Annotated in this window: 17 protein-coding genes; 10 read left to right on the forward strand and 7 right to left on the reverse strand. The window is 73.0% G+C overall.

Going from position 1 to position 22,419, the window contains the following annotated elements; translation table 11 throughout:
* Window positions 1-34: 34 nt before the first annotated feature.
* The 7 genes from IEY37_RS10350 to pepD all read left to right on the forward strand — a co-directional run bounded on the left by IEY37_RS10350 (window position 35) and on the right by pepD (window position 9,643).
* On the forward strand, window positions 35-1,129 hold the full coding sequence (locus IEY37_RS10350) for a carboxylate-amine ligase (RefSeq protein WP_229674258.1): 1,095 nt from the start codon (window positions 35-37) through the stop codon (window positions 1,127-1,129).
* Between the two features lie 613 nt (window positions 1,130-1,742).
* The gene (locus IEY37_RS10355) at window positions 1,743-2,981 is read left to right on the forward strand and encodes an epoxide hydrolase family protein (RefSeq protein ID WP_188941417.1); all 1,239 of its coding nucleotides are present in this window, start codon (window positions 1,743-1,745) and stop codon (window positions 2,979-2,981) included.
* Between the two features lie 239 nt (window positions 2,982-3,220).
* Window positions 3,221-4,372: a sugar ABC transporter substrate-binding protein gene (locus IEY37_RS10360; protein ID WP_188941418.1), complete on the forward strand. Its 1,152-nt coding sequence runs from the start codon at window positions 3,221-3,223 to the stop codon at window positions 4,370-4,372.
* Between the two features lie 113 nt (window positions 4,373-4,485).
* Entirely contained in the window at window positions 4,486-5,556 is a 1,071-nt protein-coding gene (locus IEY37_RS10365) for an ABC transporter permease (RefSeq protein WP_188941419.1), read from the forward strand.
* Entirely contained in the window at window positions 5,553-7,100 is a 1,548-nt protein-coding gene (locus IEY37_RS10370) for a sugar ABC transporter ATP-binding protein (RefSeq protein ID WP_188941420.1), read from the forward strand. The genes IEY37_RS10365 and IEY37_RS10370 overlap by 4 nt, the downstream gene beginning before the upstream one ends.
* 5 nt (window positions 7,101-7,105) lie before the next feature.
* Entirely contained in the window at window positions 7,106-8,116 is a 1,011-nt protein-coding gene (locus IEY37_RS10375) for an ABC transporter permease (protein WP_188941421.1), read from the forward strand.
* A gap of 63 nt (window positions 8,117-8,179) precedes the next feature.
* On the forward strand, window positions 8,180-9,643 hold the full coding sequence (pepD, locus tag IEY37_RS10380; RefSeq protein ID WP_188941422.1) for a beta-Ala-His dipeptidase: 1,464 nt from the start codon (window positions 8,180-8,182) through the stop codon (window positions 9,641-9,643).
* Window positions 9,644-9,743: 100 nt separating this feature from the next.
* On the opposite strand, the gene ku is transcribed toward pepD, so the two are convergent.
* Window positions 9,744-10,823, reverse strand: coding sequence for a non-homologous end joining protein Ku (gene ku / locus IEY37_RS10385; protein WP_188941423.1), 1,080 nt, complete (start codon window positions 10,821-10,823; stop codon window positions 9,744-9,746).
* Window positions 10,824-10,916: 93 nt separating this feature from the next.
* Between ku and IEY37_RS10390 the strand changes: the two genes are divergently transcribed.
* A complete protein-coding gene (locus IEY37_RS10390) occupies window positions 10,917-13,439 on the forward strand; it encodes an ATP-dependent DNA ligase (RefSeq protein WP_188941548.1) in 2,523 nt (840 codons plus the stop codon).
* A gap of 8 nt (window positions 13,440-13,447) precedes the next feature.
* Here IEY37_RS10390 and IEY37_RS10395 read toward each other — a convergent pair whose 3' ends face one another.
* Window positions 13,448-14,413: a hypothetical protein gene (locus tag IEY37_RS10395; RefSeq protein ID WP_188941424.1), complete on the reverse strand. Its 966-nt coding sequence runs from the start codon at window positions 14,411-14,413 to the stop codon at window positions 13,448-13,450.
* A 90-nt stretch (window positions 14,414-14,503) separates the two neighbouring features.
* Window positions 14,504-15,067, reverse strand: a complete 564-nt coding sequence (locus tag IEY37_RS10400) for a TIGR03086 family metal-binding protein (RefSeq protein WP_188941425.1) — start codon at window positions 15,065-15,067, stop codon at window positions 14,504-14,506.
* 163 nt (window positions 15,068-15,230) lie between these two features.
* On the opposite strand from IEY37_RS10400, the gene IEY37_RS10405 reads away from it, so the two are divergent.
* Window positions 15,231-16,211 (forward strand): aldo/keto reductase, encoded by a 981-nt coding sequence (locus tag IEY37_RS10405; protein WP_188941426.1) that lies wholly within the window; start codon window positions 15,231-15,233, stop codon window positions 16,209-16,211.
* Between the two features lie 113 nt (window positions 16,212-16,324).
* On the opposite strand, the gene IEY37_RS10410 is transcribed toward IEY37_RS10405, so the two are convergent.
* The gene (locus IEY37_RS10410) at window positions 16,325-16,603 is read right to left on the reverse strand and encodes a hypothetical protein (protein WP_188941427.1); all 279 of its coding nucleotides are present in this window, start codon (window positions 16,601-16,603) and stop codon (window positions 16,325-16,327) included.
* A gap of 4 nt (window positions 16,604-16,607) precedes the next feature.
* On the opposite strand from IEY37_RS10410, the gene IEY37_RS10415 reads away from it, so the two are divergent.
* Window positions 16,608-17,126, forward strand: a complete 519-nt coding sequence (locus IEY37_RS10415) for a hypothetical protein (RefSeq protein ID WP_188941428.1) — start codon at window positions 16,608-16,610, stop codon at window positions 17,124-17,126.
* A 111-nt stretch (window positions 17,127-17,237) separates the two neighbouring features.
* Here the strand turns inward: IEY37_RS10415 and IEY37_RS10420 are convergent, their stop codons facing one another.
* The 3 genes from IEY37_RS10420 to IEY37_RS10430 form a co-directional block, all read right to left on the reverse strand.
* Window positions 17,238-18,611 (reverse strand): MATE family efflux transporter, encoded by a 1,374-nt coding sequence (locus tag IEY37_RS10420; protein WP_229674259.1) that lies wholly within the window; start codon window positions 18,609-18,611, stop codon window positions 17,238-17,240.
* A 62-nt stretch (window positions 18,612-18,673) separates the two neighbouring features.
* Window positions 18,674-19,558, reverse strand: a complete 885-nt coding sequence (locus IEY37_RS10425) for a YceI family protein (RefSeq protein ID WP_188941429.1) — start codon at window positions 19,556-19,558, stop codon at window positions 18,674-18,676.
* A gap of 56 nt (window positions 19,559-19,614) precedes the next feature.
* Complete coding sequence (locus tag IEY37_RS10430) at window positions 19,615-22,329, reverse strand: MFS transporter (RefSeq protein WP_188941550.1); 2,715 nt, start codon at window positions 22,327-22,329, stop codon at window positions 19,615-19,617.
* Window positions 22,330-22,419 lie beyond the last annotated feature (90 nt).

Below are 22,419 nucleotides of genomic sequence, written 5' to 3' on the forward strand. Positions count from 1 at the left end.
CGGGTCGCGCCGTCGGGCTGGGCAGACTGTCGCCGTGACGACGCGCACCATGGGGGTCGAGGAGGAGCTGCTGCTCTTGGCCGCGGACGACGGCCGCCCCGCTCCCGCCGCCCCCGCGGTCATCGACGTGGCCCGCCGGGCCGCGCCCGGCGACGACGAGCCGGTCGAGAAGGAGTTCAAGCGGGAGCAGGCCGAGATCGGTTCGGCGCCGACCGACGACGCCGGGGAGCTGCTGCGCGACCTGCGCTCGCGGCGTGGCCGGGCGGCGGCCGCCGCGCAGGCCACCGGGGTCCGGCTGGTGGCCCTGGCGACCAGCCCGCTGCCGGTGCAGCCGACCCCCACCGCCGACGAACGGTACCGGCGCATGCACCGCGAGTTCGGCGTGCTCGCCCGCCAGCAGCTGGCCTGCGGCGAGCACGTCCACGTCGAGGTGGCGTCCCGGGACGAGGGTGTTGGCGTGCTGGACCGGATCGCCCCGTGGTTGCCGGTGCTGCGCGCGCTGTCGGCCAACTCGCCGTTCTGGCAGGGCCAGGACACCGGTTACGCCAGCTACCGCACGCTGGCCTGGGGGTCCTGGCCCAGCGCGGGACCGGCGACCGGCTTCGGTGACGCGCAGGGGTACGACCGGGCGGTCGCCGACCTGGTCGCCACCGGAGCCGCCCTGGACGACGGGATGGTCTACTTCGACGCCCGGCTGTCCCGCCGGTACGACACCGTCGAGGTGCGGGTGGCCGACGTCTGCACCGACGTGGCGGACTCCGTCCTCGTCGCCCTGCTGATCCGGGGCCTGGTCGACGTCCTGGCGCAGCAGTGGCGCAGCGGCGTCCCCGTGCCGGAGCTCCGGCCGGAGCTGCTGCGGGCGGCCACCTGGCGCGCCGCCCGTGACGGCCTGTCCGGGGAGCTGGTCGACCCGCGCGGGGCCGGACTGCGACCCGCCGGCGACGTGCTGGCCGCCCTGGTGCAGCTGGTCGAGCCGGCCCTGGGCCGGGACGACGCCGACCGCGTCCACGACGCCGTGCAGCGGCTGCTGCACGACGGCACCGGCGCGGACCGCCAGCGCGCGGTGCTGCGGCGGACCGGGTCGCTGCAGGCCGTGGTGACGGACGCGGCCGCCCGCACCCTGGCCTGACCCCGTCGAGCCGCCGGCGCACGCACCGCCGGCCCGGCCCCTGGTGATGGCCCCTGGTCACCGCCCCTGGTCACCGCCCGACCGAGGCAGGTGCGGCCGGCACCGCGGGTGCCAGATCGCCGTGTCCCCGCGTCCGGGTACCGGGGTGTGTGTCCGGGGCGCGCGCGGGTCCGCGCCGCTCCCGGAGGCCGATCTTTGCATGCCTTGACACCGCGCCAGGCTTCGGTCATATTCATGTGCATCACCACCCGCGCGATGCATGAATATGCAGATCGCGTCCTCCATTCCGACGTCGTGATGGTGAAGGAGACGCTGTGGTCCACCCGGTACCCCGTCCGAGATCCGTGACGGCCGACCGTCCGTCCGCCTCCGCGCTCCCGCACCACGGGTCCTGCCCGATCCCTGGCAGCACCGGCGTGCCGCAGGACGCCCGCACTGTGGGCTGATCGCCCGGCCGCGCCGGCGCCGGCCGCGCAAGGCAACCGCCCCGCCGGCATCCACCGCGCCACCCCCCGTGGCCGGGCCCGGACCGGGCCGACCACGCGCCGTCCCACCACCTCCGACCCGCACCGGTGCACCCGCCGACCGGCGCCGCCCACAGACGGGAGACCCCGTGGCCACCGACGACCACGACGTGCAGAGCTTCACCATCTCGATCCCGGAGGCCGACCTCCAGGACATGAACGAGCGCCTGCGCCGGACCCGCTTCCCCCAGGACTTCGCCAACGACGACTGGCGGTACGGCTACAACTCCGCCTACCACCGCCAGCTGGTCGACTACTGGATCAACGAGTACGACTGGCGCGACGTCGAGCGGCGGATGAACGAGCTGCCGAACTTCAAGGTCGACCTGATGGGCGTGCCGCTGCACTTCATCCACGCCAGGGGCAAGGGACCGAACCCGATGCCCCTGCTGCTGCACCACGGCTGGCCGTGGACGTTCTGGGACCTGCGCAAGGTGATCGGTCCGCTGACCGACCCGGCGAGCTACGGCGGGGATCCCGCCGACTCGTTCGACGTCGTGCTGATCTCCCTGCCCGGCTACGGTTTCTCCTCGCCGCTGACCGAGACCGGTTGGAACTTCTGGCACACCGCGGACCTCGAGAACACCTTGATGAAGGACGTGCTCGGGTACGAGAAGTACGCCACCGCCGGTGGCGACTGGGGCGCGCTGATCGCGCAGCAGCACGGCCACAAGTACGCCGACGACCTGTTCGGTCTGTACACGCACTTCCCGGCGCAACTGAGCCACTACCTGGCCGAGCACCCGGACGCACCGCCGGACGTGGCCTACGACCCGGTGCTCGGCCTGCCGGCCGCCGACCAGTACGGCGAGGGCGAGGACGGCTGGTTCGAGCGCGGAAAGCTGTTCGTGGAGAACGAGAGCGGCTACGGCGAGATGCAGCTGACCAAGCCGCAGACGCTGGCCGCGCTGGTCGCCGACTCGCCCGCGGGCCAGCTGGCCTGGATCACCGAGAAGCGCTACTTCTGGGGCCTGGCCGAGCGCGGCGTCGGGACCGAGGCCTTCGAGCGGGTGTGGCCCAAGGAGGACCTGGTCACCACGGCCGCGGTGTACTTCCTGACCAACACCGGCGGAACCTCGTCGCGGTACTACTGGGAGTGCAGAGGCAACCCCTGGCGGCCCTCCCACGAGGGCTTCCCGGTGGTCACGGCGCCGACTGCGGTGGGCATCTACCCCGGTGAGATCTACAAGCCCCCGCGTAAGTGGACCGAGCGCTACTTCAACCTGCAGCAGTACCGCGTGCACGACGAGGGCGGCCACTTCGCGCCGCTCGAGGTGCCGGACACCTACGTCGACGACGTGCGGACGTTCTTCCGGACATTCCGCTGAGCAGTCGCGCCGTCCCGCCCGCGGGAGCGCGCGCGACGGTGCGGAACCGCTGCGTCGCGCCCATTCCGCGGCGGTGACACCACCGTCGCGACAGCGTCCTCGCAGGTCACGGCTCGATCGTGAGCCTTGACACAGTCGCCCCCGAGTCGCAACAATTGGTCATCGACATTCGGGCGTCGCATTTCCATGCAGTTGACCGCCTTCCGGCCGTGCCCACCACCGACCCGAAAGAAGAACCCATGCACCGCACCTCCCGACGACGCCTGGCGCGGATCGCGGCGGCCGTCACGGCGGCCACCCTGCTGCTGGCCGGCTGTTCGAAGACGAACGCCTCCAGCGACAGCGGCAGCGGGGGCGGCAGTTCCGCGGCCCCCATCGCCAAGGACGACCTCGTGCTCGTGGCCTCGGTGATCAACACCACCAATCCGTACATGGCCTCGATGATCGAGGGCGCGAAGGCGCTCTCGGCCAAGCTCGGGGTGCCGCTGGAGGTCGTGGACTCGCAGGGCTCCAGCCAGACCGAGATCAGCAAGATCCAGGCGATTCTGGCGCGCGGCAAGAAGGCCGTGGTGATGGTCAACACCGTGGCCAGCTCCGACGCCAAGCCGATCGTCGACGCCGTCAAGCAGGCCGGCGGCTACGTCACGATCTGGTGGAACAAGCCGGACAACCTCGAGCCCTGGGACGTCGGCAACAACTTCGTCGCCTTCCAGAAGTACTCCGGCGTCGAGAGCGGCGAGTGCACCGGCAAGGCGCTGGCCGAGAGTCTCGGCGGCAAGGGCAATGTCGTCGGCCTGGCCGGCGTGCTGGACAGCACCACGTCGCAGACCCGTGTCGCCGGCTTCAAGAACGCGCTCAAGGCCTACCCGAACATCAAGCTGCTCGATCTGCAGCCGGCCAACTGGGACCCGCAGCTCGGTTTGTCGGTGACGCAGAACCTGCTCACCAAGTACCCGAACCAGATCGACGGGATCTGGGCCGCGGACGACGCCATGATCATCGGTGCCACGCAGGCGACCAAGAAGGCCAACGTCTACGACAAGATCAAGTACGTCTCGGACGGCCTGTACCCCGACGTGGTCTCGCTGATGAAGCAGCCGAACAGCCCGGTGGTCGGCGAGACCTTCCACCGCGGGTTCATGGCGGCCTCGATCGGCCTCTACACCGCCTACCTGGCGGCCACCGGAAAGATCGACCCGTCGACCCTGCCGCACGAGAAGCGGGACAGCCTGTTCAAGCTGGTCTGCGCCACGCCCAAGGACTTCGAGCAGTACACGAAGTGGGACAACGACGTGGCCGGCTGGGTCGACACCCTGGTGAACGCCAAGGACCCGTGGTCGGTCGAGCCCACCCCGCTGGTCGGGCAGGGCCCGGAGAAGCTCCCGTCCTGATCCGGAGCCCGTCGAGCTGCGAGCACCGCAGCTCCCTGTGACCACTCGCGGGCCGGCGATGCACGTCGCCGGCCCGCGACCGGTTCCCTGTCCTGCACCCGCACCGTCGCGAAATGGGGAGTACGCCGATGGCGAACCCGGTCACCCAGGACCACCGGCAGCCGGCCGCCACCGGCACGGCGCCGGTCGCCCACCGTCGGAGGTTCGAGATCCGCAGCCTCGGCGAGGTCGGCGCCCTCGTCGTCCTCGTCGTGGTGTTCGGGGCGCTGAACCCGAGCACCTTCCTGTCGGTCGGGAACCTGCAGAAGGTCCTGGACCAGGCAGCGACGCCGCTCATCGTCGGCGTCGGCGCCACGCTGGTCATCCTCATGGGTTGCATCGACCTGTCGGTCGAGGGCGTCATGGGAGCCGCCGGCATGACGTTCATCCTGACCACGCTGCACCTGCGGGGCGGCGTGGAGAGCCCCACCGACCTGGGCTTCCTGTCGTTCGTGCTCGCGGTCCTGGTCGGTGCCGCGCTCGGTGCCGTCAACGGGTTGATCCACACCCGGCTGAAGGTGCCCTCCTTCATCGTGACGCTGGGCGTCTGGTTCGTCGGTCTGGGCATCGGCATCATCCTGTTCGGCACCAGCGCGCAACCGAACCTGTCGGACGCCGCCGCGCAGTGGCCCACCCGGAACCTGCTCGGCCTGCCGCACTCGTTCTGGTTGGCGGTCGTGGTGGCCGTGCTCGGCGTCGTCGTCACCCGGTACACCAAGCTCGGCCGGTTCGCCTACGCGATCGGCAACAACGAGGACATCGCGCGCAGCAACGGCATCCCGGTGCGCCGCATCAAGCTCTACGTGTTCGTCCTGGCCGGCGCCTTCAGTGGACTGGCCGGCATCCTCGCCATCCTGCAGCTCGGCCAGGGGACGCCCTCCGTCGGTGCCAGCGGTGCGGCGGGCAGCAGCACGCTGTTCCTGACGATCGCGGCCGTCGTGATCGGCGGCACGTCGCTGGCGGGCGGTCGGGGCGGGATCCTGCGCACCGTTCTCGGGGTCTTCCTGCTGACCATCCTGAACAACGGCCTGCTGCTGGCCGGTGTCGACCCCGGCTACCGGTCGGGCGTCTCCGGCCTGGTGCTCATCCTGGCCATCGTGGCGGCGGCGTGGCCGCTGCGCAGCAGACTGAGGATCGTGAAATGAGCAAGCCGCTCACCAGGACGCCGGAGACCTCGGACGCGCCGGCGCTGACCCTGACCGGGATCTCGAAGTCGTTCGGCCCGGTCACGGCCGTCCGGAACCTGTCGCTGCAGATCCCCCGCAACCAGGTGGTCGGGCTCATCGGCGAGAACGGCGCCGGCAAGTCGACGCTGCTGAAGATCCTGACCGGCCTGCACGAGCCGGACTCCGGGACCATCGAGGTGTCCGGCCGGCCGGTGCGGTTCCGCCGCCCGCAGGACGCGGTGGCGGCCGGGTTCGGCGTCGTGCACCAGGAGCAGTCGCTGTTGACCAACCTGTCGGTGGCCGAGAACATCGCCATGAACGCCCTCGGCTCGCAGGACGCGGCCACCCGGTACGGCTGGTACCGCTGGGGCCGGCTCAACCGCGAGGCCGAGCAGGTGCTGGCCAGGGTCGGCGCCCGCATCGACCCGCGCGCGACCGTGTCGGAGCTGTCCTTCGTCGACCGGCAGATGGTGGAGATCGCGCGGGCGCTCCGGGTCGACGAGCGGACCCACGCCAGCCCGATCGTCATCCTGGACGAGCCGACATCGGTGCTGGAGCGGAACGAGACGGCGATCCTCGAGCGGGAGATCGCGCAGCTCAAGCACATCGGTTCGGTGATCTTCGTGTCGCACCGGCTCGACGAGATCATGCGCATCTGCGACCGGATCGTCGTCATGCGCACCGGCGAGCTCGTCGCCGACGTGGCCAAGGACGAGGTGACCGAGGACGACCTGTTCCGGTTGATGATCGGGCATGCAGCCACCGCGACCAGGCGCCCGGATGCCGCCCGCGGGAACACCGCGGCGCCGGTGCTGTCGGTGTCCGGGCTGACCCGCAAGGGGGAGTACCGGGACGTCTCCTTCGACGTCCGGCCCGGTCACTGCGTCACCATCGTCGGCACTCTGGGTTCCGGTCGGGAGTCGCTGTGCCGCGCCCTGTTCGGTGTCGAACCGTTCGACGCCGGGACGTTCGAACTGGACGGCCGGACGGTCCGCAGCTGGAGCGCCGCCGAGGCGACCCGGGCCGGTATCGCGTACGTGCCGGCCGAGCGGCGGACCGAGGGCATGGTCGGCGGGCTGGACGCCAAGGAGAACATGACCCTGGCCCGGACCGGCGGAAAGGGCTTCCTGCTGCGTCGCCGCGCGCAGGCGAAACTGGCCGGCGAGTGGTTCGAGACCCTCGACATCCGTCCTCGCAACCCGGATCTGGACCTCGCCCGGTTCTCCGGCGGCAACGCCCAGAAGGTCGTCATGGCCAAGTGGCTGCATCTGGACGGCGTCAAGCTGATGATCCTGGACCACCCGCTGCGCGGGTTGGACCCGGGGGCGGCGGAGACCCTGAACGCGCAGATCCGGGCGGCGCGGGACAGGGGTGCGGCGCTCATCCTGCTGGCCGACACGCTCGAGGAGGCGCTCGACCACGGCGACGAGATCCTGGTCATGCGGGACGGCGAGGTCACCGCCCGCTTCGACGCCGGCCGCGACAACCCCACGTCCCTCGATCTGCTGGAAAAGATGGTGTGACCGCCGTGACCGACACCGTGAACGCAGCTCCGCCGGCACCGGCCAGCACCGGAACGCCGGTGCGGCGCAGGACCGTCACCCCCACCCGGGTCTGGCAGCTCGCCGGGCCGTTCGCCGTCTTCGCGATCCTGTTCGCGGTGGTGGCGATCCTGACGCCCGGCTTCGTCGGCGGCAACGGCCTGGTCGTCGTCGCGCAGACCGCCACGGCGACGCTGCTCGTCGCGCTCGCCCAGGCGATCGTGCTGCACGTCGGGTCGATCGACCTGTCCAACGCAGCGATGGCGCTGTTCTCGGCGATCCTGCTCGCCAAGATGCTGGGTCCGATCGGCCCCGTCGCGCCGATCCTGGCCATCCTGATCGTCGGGCTGGTCGGGGCCGTCAACGGCTGGTTGGTGGCCTACACGCAGGTGCCGAGCTTCGCGTTGACCCTCGGGATGCTGGGCATCCTGCAGGCGGCCTCGCTGGTCGTCAGCGACTCGACCACGGTGTACGTGGAGGGCAACGGCGAGACCGTGACGGCGCTCTACGAGAACGCCGTCGCCGGCCTGCCGATGATGTTCTGGGTCGCGGTGCTGCTGGCGGTCCTGCTGTGGGCGCTGCTGCGGTTCACCGTCGTCGGGCAGAGCCTGACGGCGATCGGGCTCAACGAGTCCGGCGCGCTGTTCGCCGGCATCCGGACCAGACCGCTGAAGGTCGCCGCATTCGCCATCTCCGGCGTGCTGGCCGGCTTCGCCGGGATGATGATCATCGCGCAGTCCGGGTCCGCCTCCAGCACCGGTCTGGGCAGCGATCTGCTGCTGCCCGCCATCGCGTCGGCGATCGTGGGCGGTACGGCCATCACCGGCGGCATCACGAACCCGATCAACGTGGTGTTCGGCGCGCTGACCGTGAGTCTGATCCCGATCGGGGCGGCCGCCATCGGCATCCCGCCGGAGGCGCAGAGCCTGGTCTACGGCCTGGTGATCATCGTGGTGGTGGCCCTGACGACCACGCGCGGCCGCGGTGTCGTCAAGTAGCCCGACCGGCGGCCCCGGTCCCGCACCTGCAGCACCCGTCCCATCGTCGAGGAGAACGCAGTCATGACCACCCTGGAGAAGCTCGAGCCGTACGACGTCCTGAAGTACTTCGAAACCCTGGCGGGCATCCCGCGCGGCTCGGAGAACGAGAAGGGCGCCGCCGACTGGGTGTGCCGGTTCGCGCAGGAGCGGGGTCTGGAGGCGGTCCAGGACGCCAAGCACTGTGTCCTGGTGCGCAAGCCGGGCCAGGGCGGCCTGGAGGACGCTCCCGGGCTCATCCTCCACGGCCACCTCGACATGGTGTGCGAGAAGGACGAGGGCGTAGAGATCGACTTCCTCACCGACCCGATCCGGCTGGTCGTGGACGGTGACCTGATCAAGGCCGACGGCACGTCGCTCGGCGCGGACAACGGCATCGGCGTGTCGTACATCCTCGCGCTGCTCGACTCCAAGGACCTGCCGCATCCGCCCCTCGAGGCGGTGCTCACCGCCATGGAGGAAAAGGGCAAGGCCGGCGCCGCGCAGTTCGACTTCAGCCAGCTGCGCGGCACCCGGATGATCGACTTCAACTGGATCGTCGACGACGAGATCCTGGCCGGGTGCAGCGGCGACGTCACGTTCACCGTCGACGTCCCGGCCGAGTGGGAGTCGGTCCCCGACACGCACTCCGCCACTCGGCTGCTCAAGGTCCGCGGCCTCAACGGCGGCCACTGCGAGTTCGACATCCACCTGGAGCGGGCCAACGCCATCCTGCTGCTCGCCCGGGCCCTGAACGCGGTGGGGGAGAAGGTCGACGCCCGGATCACCCGGCCCTTCGGCGGCGCGCAGAACAACGCCATCCCGGCCGACGCCGAGGTGGTGCTCGCGCTGCGCCCGGCCGACGTCCAGACCGTGGAGTCCGTCGTGGCGGACCTGGCCGACGCGCTGCACACCGAGTACGCGATCGCCGACCCGAAGATCCGCGTCGAGCTCGAGGAGGTCGACGCGCCGGACCGGGTGTTCTCCGCCGCCGCCGGTGCGCGCTTCGCCCGGCTGACCTCGCTCATCCCGAACGGCGTGATCAGCTGGAACCTGGCCGTCCCAGGCGTCGTGGAGAGCTCCAACAACCTCGGCACCGTGCGCCCCTCCGAGCAGGGTGCCACGCTGGCCTCGACCATCACCGCCGCGCAGACCAGCCGCAAGCACGAGATCCTCGACCGGGTCCGAGCTCTCGGTTCCCTGGCCGGTGGCGGTGTGACCGTGCAGACCTACGGGCTCGACGCGCCGGAGTTCCCCTACCGGGAGGACTCGCCGCTGCTGGCGACCGCGCGGGCGGCCTACCGCGACGTGGTCGGCGAGGACGCCGCGGTCCACGTGTCGCAGTGCAGCCTCGAACTCGGCATGTTCAGCCGCAACGTGCCCGGCCTGGACGTCATCTCGATCGGCACCGAGCTGCACGACCTGCACAACCCCAAGGAGTCGGTGAACCACCGGTCGGTCGCCAAGGTGTGGCCGGTGGTCCAGGAGGTCGTGCGCCGGCTCGGCTGAGGCCGGGCGCGGCGGACCGGTCGCACAGCCGGTCCGCCGCGAGCCCGTGGCGGCGGCAGGGCACCGGCGGCGGTCGACGGCTCGGCGCGGGCGCCTGAGGTCAGCTTGCGGCGGAACGCCGGGTGCCGCTCCTCCCGGTCGTGTTCTTCCCGGTGCTCTTCCCCTTCGTGCTGCTCCTGCCGGCGCTGCTCTTCGGGGCACCGGTCGTCGCGGTGCTGCTCTTGGTGCCGGTCTTCGCTGAGCGGGTCTTGGCGGCGCTGCTCTTTGCGGCAGTGCTCTTGGCGGTGCCGGTCTTCGTGGAACCGCTCTTGGCGGCGGTGCTCGTCGCAGTGCCGGTCTTCGCCGAGCGGGTGTTGCCGGCGGTGCTCTTGGCGGTGCCGCTCCTGGTGCTGCCCGTGCCGCTCCCGCCCTGGCCGGCCTCCACGCTGCGGCGCAGCGCGGCCAGCAGGTCGACGACCTCCGCGTCGTCGGCGGCGTCCTCCCCACTGTCCGGGAACGCCTCCGTGCCCTCGAGCTTGGCGTCGATGAGCTGCTGCAGCTGTTCGCGGTACTCGTCCGAGTACTCCTCCGGCTCGAAGCTGCCGGCGAAGCTCTCCACCAGCGCGGCGGCCGCCCTGACCTCCGCCGGGGTCGGCGCGACGTCGGTGTCCAGTGCCGCAAAGTCGGCCTGCCGCACCTCGTCCGGCCACAGCAGGGTCTGCACCATCAGCACTCCGTCGCGGACCCGCAGCGCCGCGAGCCGGACCTTCTCGCGCAGGGCGAAGTGCACGACCGCCACCCGGTCGGTCTGCTCCAACGTGCTCCGCAGCAGCACGTAGGCCTTGACCGACGACCCGGACGGCTCCAGGTAGTAGCTGCGGTCGAACAGCACCGGGTCGATCTCGTCGTCGGGCACGAACCGCAGGACCTCGATCTCGTGTCCGGTGGCCACCGGCAGCTGCTCGAAGTCCTCGTCGGTGAGCACCACGGTGCGGCCGTCGTCGGCCTCGTAGGCCTTGCCGATGTCGGCGAACTCGACCTGCTTGCCGTCCTTCTCGCAGATCCGCTGGTACCGGATCCGACCGCCGTCGGCCTTGTGCACCTGGTGGAACCGGACGTCGTGGTCCTCGGTCGCGCTGTAGACGTTGACCGGCACGTTGACCAGGCCGAAGGTCAGGGAACCCTTCCAGATCGAGCGCATGCCCCATGATGGACCGGTCCGGCGGCGCCGGCCGGTCCGGTCGCCCGGCCGCTGCGTTCCAGGTGCCGCAGCACGCGCCGAACGGAGGCCGTCATCGCCGCCCAGTCCGCCGACGAGGCCACCGTCCAGGTCGACGGCCGGCGGCTGAAGATCTCCCGGCTGTCCAAGGTCCTGTACCCGGCCACCGGCACCACCAAGGCCGAGGTGATCGGCTACTACGCGCAGGTGGCGCCGGCGCTGCTGCCGCACGTCGCCGGGCGGGCGGTGACCCGCAAGCGCTGGCCGGACGGGGTGGACGCGCCGCCGTTCTTCGCCAAGAACATGGATCCCGGCGCGCCGTCGTGGGTACCGCGCGCCACCCTGACGCACAAGCGGGACTCGGTGACCTACCCGCTGGTCGACTCGCCTGCCGTGCTCACCTGGCTGGCGCAGAGCGCCGCACTGGAGCTGCACGTGCCGCAGTGGCGGGTCGTCCAGGACGGTCGGGGGGACCGGCGGGCCGAGCCGGACCGCGTGGTGTTCGACCTGGATCCCGGCCCGGGCGTCGGGCTGGTCGAGTGCGCGGAGGTGGCGCGCATCCTGCGGCAGCTGCTGCTGGACGAGGGCTTCCCGACGTATCCGGTGACCAGCGGGTCCAAGGGACTGCACCTGTACGCCGCCGTCGACGGCAGCCGGAGCTCGGACGAGGTATCGGACTGGGCGCACGGGCTGGCCGAGACGGTCGAGCGGGAACGACCGGACCTGGTGGTCTCCCGGATGGCGAAGGCGCTGCGCCCCGGGAAGGTGTTCATCGACTGGTCGCAGAACAACGCCGCCAAGACGACGATCGCGCCGTACTCGCTGCGTGGACGGGACCACCCGACGGTCGCCGCGCCGCGCACCTGGGACGAGCTCGACGACCCGGACCTGCGGCACCTGGACCACCTCGAGGTCCTGGACCGGCTCGCCCGCGACGGCGACCTGCTCGCCGCGCTGGACGGGCCCGTCCCGGCGACCGGCGGGTCCGCACCGGCGTCAGCGGCCCGTGGCCGGCGCGACGGCGACGACGGCGGCGGCGGCGACGGCGGCGGCGGCGCCAAGCTGGACCTGTACCGGGCGAAGCGGTCCGCCGACCGGACCCCGGAGCCGGTGCCCGAGCGGGGCGACCTGCCGCGCGGCGACGACGACACGTTCGTCATCCAGGAGCACCACGCCACCGCCCTGCACTGGGACTTCCGGCTGGAGCGCGACGGTGTCCTGGTGTCGTGGGCGCTGCCCCGCGGCATCCCCACCGACACCCGGCACAACCGGCTGGCGGTGCACACCGAGGACCACCCCCTGGAGTACGCCGACTTCGCCGGCGACATCCCGGAGGGCGAGTACGGCGGCGGCGGGGTGACCATCTGGGACTCCGGGCGCTACGAGACCGAGAAGTGGCGGGACGACGAGGTGATCGTCGTGCTGCACGGCCGGCGGGCCACCGGCAGGTTCGCGCTGATCCGCACCCGCGGCTCGCAGTGGCTGATGCACCGCACGCGCGGGCAGGAGGACCTGCCGGCGGTGCACGTCCGCCCCGGCGGCAAGTTCGGCGACGACCGCAAGATCATCCAGCGGAGCGGCGGCACGGCGGTGCCGCGCCCGTCCGGCAGCAGGTCGCGCAGGCCCGCCGCCCTGCCCGAGGACGTGCGACCCATGCTGGCCACCGCCGGATCGGTGGACGACGTCGCCGGCGGCGGGTGGCGGTTCGAGGGCAAGTGGGACGGCTTCCGCGCGGTCGCCGTGGTCGGCGACGGGCCGCTGCGGGTGGTCAGCCGCAACGACAAACCTTTCTTGGTCACGTTTCCCGAGCTCAAGGACCTGGACAGAGTGCTGGCCGGGCACGTCGCGGTGCTGGACGGCGAGATCGTCGCGCTGGACGAGGCGGGCCGGACCGACTTTGCGTCCATCCAGCAGCGCGCGAACCTGTCCAGGCCCGCGGACGTGCGGCGGGCGGCCCAGCGGGTGTCGGTGCAGTACTGGGTGTTCGACGTGCTCTTCCTGGACGGCGTCCCGATGCTGGAGCGCCCCTACGACCTGCGCCGGCAGGTGCTCGAGGCGCTCGCCCCCGCCGGTGACGTCGTGCGGGTGCCGCCGCAGCTCGACGGGGACGTGGAGGCCGCCCTCGCGCACAGCCGCGAGCTGCGGTGGGAGGGCGTGATGGCCAAGCGCGCCGACTCCACCTACCAGCCCGGCCGGCGGTCCCGGGACTGGCTCAAGATCAAGAACCAGCGCACGCAGGAGGTCGTGGTGGTCGGGTGGCGCCCGGGCGCCGGCCGCCGGGAGGGCGGCATCGGCGCCCTGCTGCTGGCCATCCCGGACGGGGCCGGCGGCCTGGACTACGCGGGTCGGGTCGGCACCGGCTTCTCCGACGCGGTCCTGGCGGACCTGCTGCGCCGGCTGACCCCGCTGGCCCGGCGCAGCTCGCCGGTGACCACGCCGCTGCCGACCGCCGACGTCCGGGACGCCCGGTGGGTCGAGCCCGAGCTGGTCGGCGAGGTGGTGTTCGCGGAGTGGACCAGGGACGGCATCCTGCGCCAGCCGAGCTGGCGCGGGCTGCGGCCGGACAAGGATCCCGACCAGATCGTCCGCGAGAGCTGAGGCGCCGCCTAGGCGATCGGCCGTTCCTCGACGACGACGAACGGCACCGAGGCGTCGTCGACGGCGAGCACCTGGGACGTGGCCAGCCGCGGCACGATCCGGCTCCATGCCCACGCATACGCGCCGACCCACACGATGTAGCTGCGGCTGTCGATGACGACGGCCTCGAGGTGCAGGCCGTCGCCGACGGTCAGCACCCCGTCGGTGCCGATGCTGTGGAACGAGCCCTGGCTGGCCGCGTCGTACGTCGAGCGCACCCGGACCGGGCCCTCCGTCCGGGCGTCGCTACCGTCCGCCGCGGTGCTGGTCAGGTAGATCTCGCCGTAGGTGTAGGACCGGCAACGGTCGGCCGTGCCACCCGGCCAGTGCAGGGTGTCCAGCGCGTCGACCCAGCCGCCGACCGAGTACCGGAAGTACGGCCGGATGTCGGCGTACCCGACGGCCAGGTTCGGCCGGTACGGGAAGCCCAGGAACGACTTGATCTCCGACCGGTGGTTGCTCAGCCGGTGCCGCAGGTGCACGGTGCCGCGCGCCAGGTCGTAGGACTCGTCCTGCTCGAGCGTGTCCTGCAGCAGGTCCGTCGTGTCCTGGAAGCGGTGATCGCTGCGCCAGGTCCACCCGTAGCGGTAGTCGGAGGTGCCGAACACCCGCAGCCGCGGGGCGTCCAGTCGGTGCAGACCCCCGCGGAGCGCGTCGGTGACGTCGAGCAGCGGCGAGTGGTGGGTGCGCAGCCGGTCGAGGTCGCGGGCGTCGACCAGCCGGGCCATCCCGTCGTACCGCTCGTGCCGCGCGCCCACCTCCGCCAGCGCCCGCGGGTCGTCGACGGCCGCGAGGTCGTCCCGGTCATCGGCGACAAACGTTTCCAGCTCCGCGGTCTCGCGGGCGGTGCGGTCGAGTTCGCCGCGGAGCACGGCGAGGTGCGGCTCCGGGTCGGCGACGGCAGCGGCGGTGGGTGCGGGGGAGACGGTGGTCACGGCGGCCTCCGGGGTGCGGGTGGGCGGGTCGACCTGCAGGACGCCTCCCGCAGGCGCCGTGATACCCGGCTCGGCGGACCGGTCCTACGGCTACCGCCGGCGCCCGGTCAGCGCCAGGAGCTCGGTCAGGTCGTCGGTGCAGCTCGCGACGTCGAGGGCAGCGGCGAAGATCCCGGCGTCGGCGTACCGCGGGACGATCCGCCGGGCCAGGTCGAGCACCTCGGACACCAGGTCGTTGGGCATGTCCTCGGTCGCCCCGATGGCGCGCGCCAGGTCCCAGGCATGCACGGCCAGGTCGAGCGTCATCTCCTGCAGGTAGTCCAGGGCCGGTGTCGGTCCGGCCGACAGCTGCACGGTCCGGTCCAGGGCACCCGGCTCGGTCCAGGCGGCCCGGGCCGCGGTGGCCGCGGCCGTCCAGGCGGCGACCGGGTCGTCCCCCAGCACGTCGCCGGAGAAGCGGTCGCCGATCTCCCGCACCGTCCGCCCGGCCAGCAGCTCGGGCACCCACAGCTGCTCGCCGGTCAGGTGTCCGACCAGGTCGCGCACCGTCCAGCCGGGGTCCGGCGTCGGAGCGCCCCACTGGTCGTCCCGGACCTGGGCGACCCGGTCGCCGAACTGGCGCAGGGCGCTGCGGTGGGCGTCGAGGGTCTGCACCGGCACAGTCGACCACCGCGGGCACGGCGGTGCGACGCCGGGTCCTGTCCTTCGCCGGTGTGAAACTCTTCACGGCGCGGATCGGAACGGCCGCTGCCGGGCACGGGTTGACCGGCAGTGTGGCGCCGGGGCCCCGGCGACCGCGTCGAGCAGAGGAGCAGCGATGACCGTGTCCACGCCGGGTGGGACGTCGACGACGCAGGGCGCCCGCAGGCCCGTCCCGCACACCGACCTCGAGGTGTTCCCCGTCACCCTGGGCGGCAACGTCTTCGGGTGGACCGCCGACGAGGAGGCCTCGTTCGCCGTCCTGGACGCCTACGTGGCCGGTGGCGGCAACTTCATCGACACCGCCGACGTGTACTCGGCCTGGGTGCCCGGCCACTCCGGCGGCGAGTCCGAGTCGGTGCTCGGCCGCTGGATGGCGGCCCGCGGCAACCGCGACGACCTGGTGATCGCGACCAAGGTCGGCAGCCACGCCGCCGTCCCCGGCCTGTCCCGCTCGAGCATCCGCACCGGCGTGCAGGCGTCGCTGCAGCGGCTGGGCACCGACCGGATCGACCTGTACTACGCGCACCGCGACGACCCCGACACCCCGCAGGAGGAGACCGTCGCCGCCTTCGGCGAGCTCGTCGCCGAGGGCGCCGTCCGGTACGTCGCCGCCTCGAACTACACGCCGGAGAGGCTGACGTCGGCGCTGCGCATCGCGGACGGCCTGGGCGTCGCCCGGTTCGTCGCCCTACAGCCGCTGTACAACCTGGTCAACCGCGACGCCTACGAGGGCGAGCTGGCCTCGGCGGTCGCGGCCGAGGGCCTAGGCTGCGTGCCGTACGCCGCGCTGGCCGGCGGCTTCCTGACCGGCAAGTACCGGGACGGCGGCGCCGCCGTGGACAGCCCGCGGGCGGCGAACGCCACCAAGCGGCTGGACGACCGGGGCCGCGCGGTGCTGGCGGCGCTCGACGAGGTGTCCGAGCAGACCGGGACGTCGCCGACCGTGGTGTCGCTGGCCTGGCTCGCGGCGCAGCCCACCGTCGTCGCACCGATCGCCAGCGCGAGCCGGGTCGAGCAGGTGCCGGACCTGCTGGCCGGCGCCACGCTCGCGCTGACCGCCGACCAGCTGGCCCTGCTGGACACCGCCAGCCGCTGAAGCGCGCCGCTGCCGGCCGTGAACCGCCAGGGCGGGTCCGGTTGGTGCGGTCGCACACCGTCGGGCGTGCCGACCGGCGGTCCCCGGCACGCGACCGGTGCCCAAGCTGCCGGTCAGCCCGCGGTGGTCACCCACTGCTGGACCTGCACGTCGACGTCGGCGATGGTGCCGCTGCCCGGCTCGGCGACCATCTCCAGCGTCGGCGTCTGGCAGCTGTCCACGTCCATCCAGCCGCCGTTACCGGTGACGGACGGGCCCGCGTCGCCGGCCGCGTCCACGGACCCGGCCCGGATGGACGGGCCCGTGCTCTGCGCCTGCCAGCGGACCAGGAAGCGCTGCGTGTCGCAGCCGTTCATGGTCGACGGGAAGCGTCCCCCGTCGGGGCCGTCCACCGGGGTGACCGTGCCGGTGAACGCCCGCACGGTCACCGTCCACGCCGCGGACCGGCGGAATCCGGCCAGCGAGGTGGGGAACGCCGGCGACGGGGCGACGCCGATGTGGTCGGTGTCCGCGGGCCAGCGACTGGCGGTGCCGGTGGTCGCCGACGTCCGGGACGTCGGCGTGGTGGACGGCGGCCGGGTGGCGGTCACGGTCGACGTCCGGCTGACCACGGCTGTGCTGGTGGTCCGGCTGGTCTCGGTGACGCTGGCCGTGCTGCTCACCACGTCCGTGGAGGTGACGGTGGTGACCGCGGTCGAGGTCACCGGCACCGTGGTGAGCACGGTGGACAGCGGCAGCGCGGTGGCCGTGCCGCCGGCGTCCGAGCTGCAGCCGGCCATCGCCGCGCCGGCGAGCACGACGGCGGCTGCGACGGCTCCGCCCCGCACCCGGCGCCCGGTGGTGGCCCGGCGGTGGCCGGCGCGAGGGTCCGGGGCCGTGGGGCGCGGCAGGTTCCGGTGCACGACATCCCCCTGACCGACGGCCTCGGCGTCCGCCCGGGCGGATGCTAGCCAACCCGGGCGGCCGGCGGCGGCGTTCCGGTCAGGCCGGTGCCGACTTGTCCGGTCCGCCGGGCCGCCTCCCGGGTCAGCGGCCGGCGCCCAGCACGAGCCAGCCGTCGCGGCGGTACCGCAGTCCCAGAGTGACGGCGCGCGCCACCAGGTACACCCCGAGGTACGCCGCCCACAGCCAGACCAGGCCGGTTCCGGCGCGTGGGGCGGACAGCGCCACCGCGACCGCGGCGGGAAGGAAGGCCAGCAGCGAAGCGACGCCCGCCCACGCCAGGTACCGCCCGTCACCGGCACCGATGAGCACCCCGTCCAGGACGAACACGTACCCGCCGAGCGGGAGCGCGACGGCGACCGCGACCAGTGCTGCGGTGACCGCGGACCGGACCCCCGGGTCGGCGGAGAAGAGCTGGGGCAGCGCCACGCAGCCGGCGAGCACGCAGGCGCCCAGCACGGCGCCCGCGCTGCACCCCCACCGCACCAGCCGGTCCGTGGCGGCTCTCGCCGCCGGCGCGTCACCCGCGCCGAGCGCGCGGCCGGTCAACGCCTGCGCCGCGATGGCCAGGGCGTCCAGCGCCAGCGCCAGCCAGTTCCACACCGCGGTCACCACCTGGTGGCCGGCCAGTGCGACGACGCCCTGCCGGGCTGCCACCGCCGTCGCCACCAGGATCGCCACCCGCAGCGTCGCCGTCCGGACGAACAGTGCGATGCCGTCCCGCCCGACCGCGGCGACCCGGCCCCAGTGCGGGGACACGGCGGTCCTGGACCGGCGGGCGCCCCGGACGACGACGGCCGCGAGCACCACCGCCATGGCCGTCTGCACCGCCGCCGTGCCCGCCGCCGAACCGCCGACCCCCAGCCGGAGGACGAGCACGAGCAGCACGTTCACCACCGTGTTCACCACCGCCCCGGCGACCGCGACGACCAGCGGGGTCCGGGTGTCCTGAAGACCCCGGATCACCCCGGTGGCCGCCAGGACGACGAGCGTCCCCGGCACCCCGGCCAGCGAGATCCGCAGGTACAGCGCCCCGAGCGCCGCGGCCTCCCCGTGGGCGCCCAGCGCGGACACCACCAGCGGAGCGAGCGGGACGCCGGCGACGGCGACGGCCACACCGAGGACGGCGGCCAGGTACAGCCCGGCCACCCCGGACTCGTACGCGCTGCCCGGCCGGCCGGCGCCGACCGCCCGCGCCACCTGGGCCGTCGTCCCGTACGCCAGGAAGACGGCCAGCCCGACGACCGTGGACAGGGCCACCGCGGCCACACCCACGCCGGCCAGCGCCGCGGTGCCCAGGTGGCCGATGATGGCCACGTCGACGGCCAGGAACGTCGGCTCGGCGAGCAGCGCCCCCAGGGCGGGCACGGCCAGGCGCAGGATCTCCCGGCCGGAGACCGTCCCGACGGCCGCGCCCGGCCGGTCGGTACCGGGGTCCCCGGTGTCGGTCACGTCCACGGGTCGATCCTTGCGGCCGGCCCGCGCCGAGCATCCGACCGGGGGCGGCGCGACGGCTGGACTCAGCCCTGCGGGTCCAGCACGGCCTGGACGTCCAGGTCGATCCGCAACGTCGGGCCGACCAGTGACAGCCCGCCCGGCAGGCCCAGGTTCCAGGACATCTCGTAGTCGCGCCGGGCCAGCTGGGCCGTCGCGACGAACGCCGAGCGGGTGGCGCCCCACGGGTCCGCCTCGGAACCGACGTACGTCATGTCCAGCGGCACCGGTCGCGAGATGTCCCGGATGGTCAGCACGCCGTCGATGCGCCAGTGGCCGTCCGACGCGGCGGCGACGGCCGTGCTCCGGTACGTCATGTGCGGGAACCGCTCGACGTCCAGGAAGTCTGCCGAGCGCAGGTGCCGGTCCCGGTCGGCGTTGCCGGTGCCGATGCTCGCGGTGGCGATCGACACCTCGACGGCCGACTGCTCGAGCGGGTAGCGGATCTCGATGACGCCGTCGAAATCGGCGAACCGGCCCTCCACCCGGGACAGCCCGAGGTGCCGGGCGGTCGCGCGGACGACGGAGTGCGCCGGGTCGATGACCCAGCGGCCCGCCGGCGGCAGGTCCCCGGCCGCGCTGCTGACCAGCGTCACCGGGGCCAGCGCGGCCCGGCCCGCCCGGACGGCCACGGGCACGGCGCGCGGCTCCAGCCCGGCGGCCGCCACCACGAGCGTCACCCGCCCGGTGCCGGACACCGCGAGGCGGTAGGCGCCCACGTCGTCGGTGACGGCCCACCCGACCTGGACGCCGGTGCCGGCGACGGCCGTCACGGTGACGCCGGCCAGCGGCCAGCCGTCGACCGACGTGACGGTGCCCTGCAGCTCGGCGGCGCCGGCCGCCGGTTCGCCGGTGCCGGGGGCCGGTCGGTCGGCCGGCTCGGCGCGGTCACCGGGCAGCGAGTGCGTCATGGCGGTCCGTTCGGTCGGGAGTCGGGCCGGCCGGGCCGCCGGCGGGAGGCCGGCGGTCACCGCAGCTCGGACGGTACCGACGGGGCCGACGGTGCGGACTCGGGAAGGGCGTGCCGCCCGTGCCGCAGGGTGCCCGCGTCGTCGTCGTGGCTCAGCTCGAGATCGTGCCGCTCCAGGTCGCCGCCGGCCAGCCGGACCGCCGTGGCCACCGGGGCGTACCCGCTGGCGACGAGGGTGTAGTCGCCCGGCACCAGACCGGCGAACTCGTAGCCTCCGTCGGGTCCGGTGACCGTGGACTCCAGGATGGCGCCGGTGGAGTCGAGCACCGTGACCGCGGCCTCGGCCACCGGCCGGTCCGACGACCGCGCCGACACCGTCCCGGTGAGCGTGCCGGTGCGGATCAAGGTCAGGTCGGCGTCCACCTCGCCGGCGTCGGACAGGGTGACCCGCCGGGCCTCGGGGATGCTGCCGCCGGCGAAGGCGGTGACGATGTAGGCGCCGGCGTAGAGGTCGGTCATCGCGAACTGGCCGGCCGGACCGGTCACCACCGAGGCGACCACCTCGCCGCGGGCATCGGTGACGGTGACCGTCGCGCCGGCGCGCGGGCGACCCTCGTCGTCGCGCACCACACCGCGCACGGTGCAGGCGGCGACCAGTGCCAGGTCCCGCCGGACCTCGCCGTCGGCGACCGTGACGGACGCCGCGACCGGCCGGTGGCCGGCGGCCGTGGCCACCAGGAGGTAGCTGCCGCCCGTGGGCACCGGGACGCGGAAGCTGCCGTCCGGCTCGGTGCGGGTGCGGGCCACCTCGCGGCCGCCGTCGTCCATCAGGGTCAGGGCCGTGCCGGCCAGCGCCCCGCCCGAGCCCGTCACCGTGCCGGAGATCGTCCCGGCGTTGCTCAACGGGTGGGCCGTGGCGCCGGTGGCGCTGGGGATGCCGACCGCCCCGTTGGTCGCGCCGTTGATCGCACCGTTGGTCGAGCCGTTCACCGCACCGTTGGTGGAGCCGTTGACCGCACCGTTGGCCGAGCCGTTGACCGAGCTGTCGACCGCGCGGTGCAGGGTGCCGTCGAGCCGGCCGTTGCCGTCGGACGGCAGCGCGGCCGACACCGCGCCGGCCGGCACCGTCCGGGTGCGTGCGGTGGCCGAGCTCTGCGCCTGGCGGTCGGGGTCGGCCAGATCCGCGACGACCGGCTCGGTGCCGACACCGCCGGCCAGCGCGCCGGCCTCGGTCGCCTCCACGAGCTGCTCGGTGCCCTGCCCCGCCGCCTGGCCGGGCAGCGCGTTGCTCGTCCGGAGCGGGATCTCCTTGATGAACAGGACGGCCAGCACCGCCAGCAGCGCCAGCGGCGCCGCGATGAGGAAGATGTCGCCGAAGCCGATGCCGTAGGACCGCTCGATGACCGCCGCGACCGGGGCGGGCAGTGTCGACAGGTCGGGGATCTCGGTGCCGGTGCTGGCCGGGACGGGCACGCCGATGGCGGTGAGGCCCTCCCGGATGTGGGCGTTGACCCGGTTGGCGAGCACCGCGCCGAGCACGGAGACGCCCACCGCGCCACCGAGGCTGCGGAAGAACGCGACGCCGGCGCTGGCCACGCCGAGCTGGTTGACCGGCACCACGTTCTGCACCGACAGCACCAGGTTCTGCATGGTCATGCCGACGCCGATGCCGATCAGCGCCATGAACAGTGCGATCCACCAGTAGGGGGTGTCCGACCGCAGCATGCCCATGAGTCCGAAGCCGATCGTCATGACGACGGTCCCGGACACCAGCCAGCGCTTCCACCGGCCGGTCCGGGTGATGATCCGGCCGGAGACCAGGGACGAGACGAACAGGCCGAGGATCAAGGGCATGGTGCTGATGCCGGACTGGGTCGGCGAGTCGCCGCGGGACAGCTGGAAGTACTGGCTCAGGTAGACCGTCGCGCCGAACATGGCGATGCCGACGAACAGGCTGCCGACGATGGCCAGCACGATGGTGCGGGACTGGAACAGCCACGGCGGCAGGATCGGTTCCTTGGCCCGCGACTCGACGAGGACCGCCAGCACGCCGAGCAGGATGGCGCCGGGGACCATGACGAAGCTCTGCCAGGAGATCCAGTCGTAGTTGTGGCCGGCCAGCGTGACCCAGATCAGCAGCAGGGACACCGAGGCCATGATCAGGAACGCGCCCAGCCAGTCGATCCGGACGTCGTCGCGGCGGAACGTCGGCAGGTGCAGGGTCTTCTGCAGCACGAGGATGGCGATGACGGCGAACGGCACGCCCACGTAGAAGCACCACCGCCAGCCCAGCCACGACGTGTCGACGATGACGCCACCGACGAGCGGGCCCGCCACGGTGCCGACCGCGAAGACGGCCCCCATGTAGCCGCTGTACCGGCCCCGCTCCCGCGGCGGGATCATCATCGCCAGGCAGACCTGGGTCAGCGCGGTGAGGCCGCCGACACCCAGGCCCTGGATGACCCGGGCGCCGATCAGCATGCCGGACGACTGGGACAGGCCGGCGATCGCCGACCCGAGCACGAAGACCACCAGCGACAGCTGGACGAGCAGCTTCTTGCTGAACAGGTCGGACAGCTTGCCCCAGATCGGGGTGGTGGCCGTGGTGGCCAGCAGGCTGGCGGTGACCACCCAGGTGTAGGCCGCCTGGCCGCCCCCGAGGTTGCCGATGATCGTCGGCAGGGCGTTCGAGACGACGGTCGACGACAGGATCGCCACGAACAGCCCGAGCAGCAGGCCCGAGAGGGCCTCCAGGATCTGCCGGTGGCTCATGTCGACGCGGCCGTTGTTCGGCGGCGCCGCGGGCGGGGCGGTGGTGCGGGTGGCGGTGGTGGACATTCGAGCGCTCCAGGGTGTCGCTGG

The organism is Nakamurella endophytica (assembly GCF_014646215.1).
Taxonomy (GTDB): domain Bacteria; phylum Actinomycetota; class Actinomycetes; order Mycobacteriales; family Nakamurellaceae; genus Nakamurella; species Nakamurella endophytica.

Bases quoted from the DNA above. Each gene is read 5' to 3' on its own strand.
- IEY37_RS10360 (WP_188941418.1), top strand. From the start codon at position 3,221: ATGCACCGCACCTCCCGACGACGCCTGGCGCGGATCGCGGCGGCCGTC.
- IEY37_RS10365 (WP_188941419.1), top strand. From the start codon at position 4,486: ATGGGGAGTACGCCGATGGCGAACCCGGTCACCCAGGACCACCGGCAG.
- IEY37_RS10370 (WP_188941420.1), top strand. From the start codon at position 5,553: ATGAGCAAGCCGCTCACCAGGACGCCGGAGACCTCGGACGCGCCGGCG.
- pepD (WP_188941422.1), top strand. From the start codon at position 8,180: ATGACCACCCTGGAGAAGCTCGAGCCGTACGACGTCCTGAAGTACTTC.
- ku (WP_188941423.1), bottom strand. From the start codon at position 10,823: ATGCGCTCGATCTGGAAGGGTTCCCTGACCTTCGGCCTGGTCAACGTG.
- IEY37_RS10405 (WP_188941426.1), top strand. From the start codon at position 15,231: ATGACCGTGTCCACGCCGGGTGGGACGTCGACGACGCAGGGCGCCCGC.
- IEY37_RS10425 (WP_188941429.1), bottom strand. From the start codon at position 19,558: ATGACGCACTCGCTGCCCGGTGACCGCGCCGAGCCGGCCGACCGACCG.
- IEY37_RS10430 (WP_188941550.1), bottom strand. From the start codon at position 22,329: ATGAGCCACCGGCAGATCCTGGAGGCCCTCTCGGGCCTGCTGCTCGGG.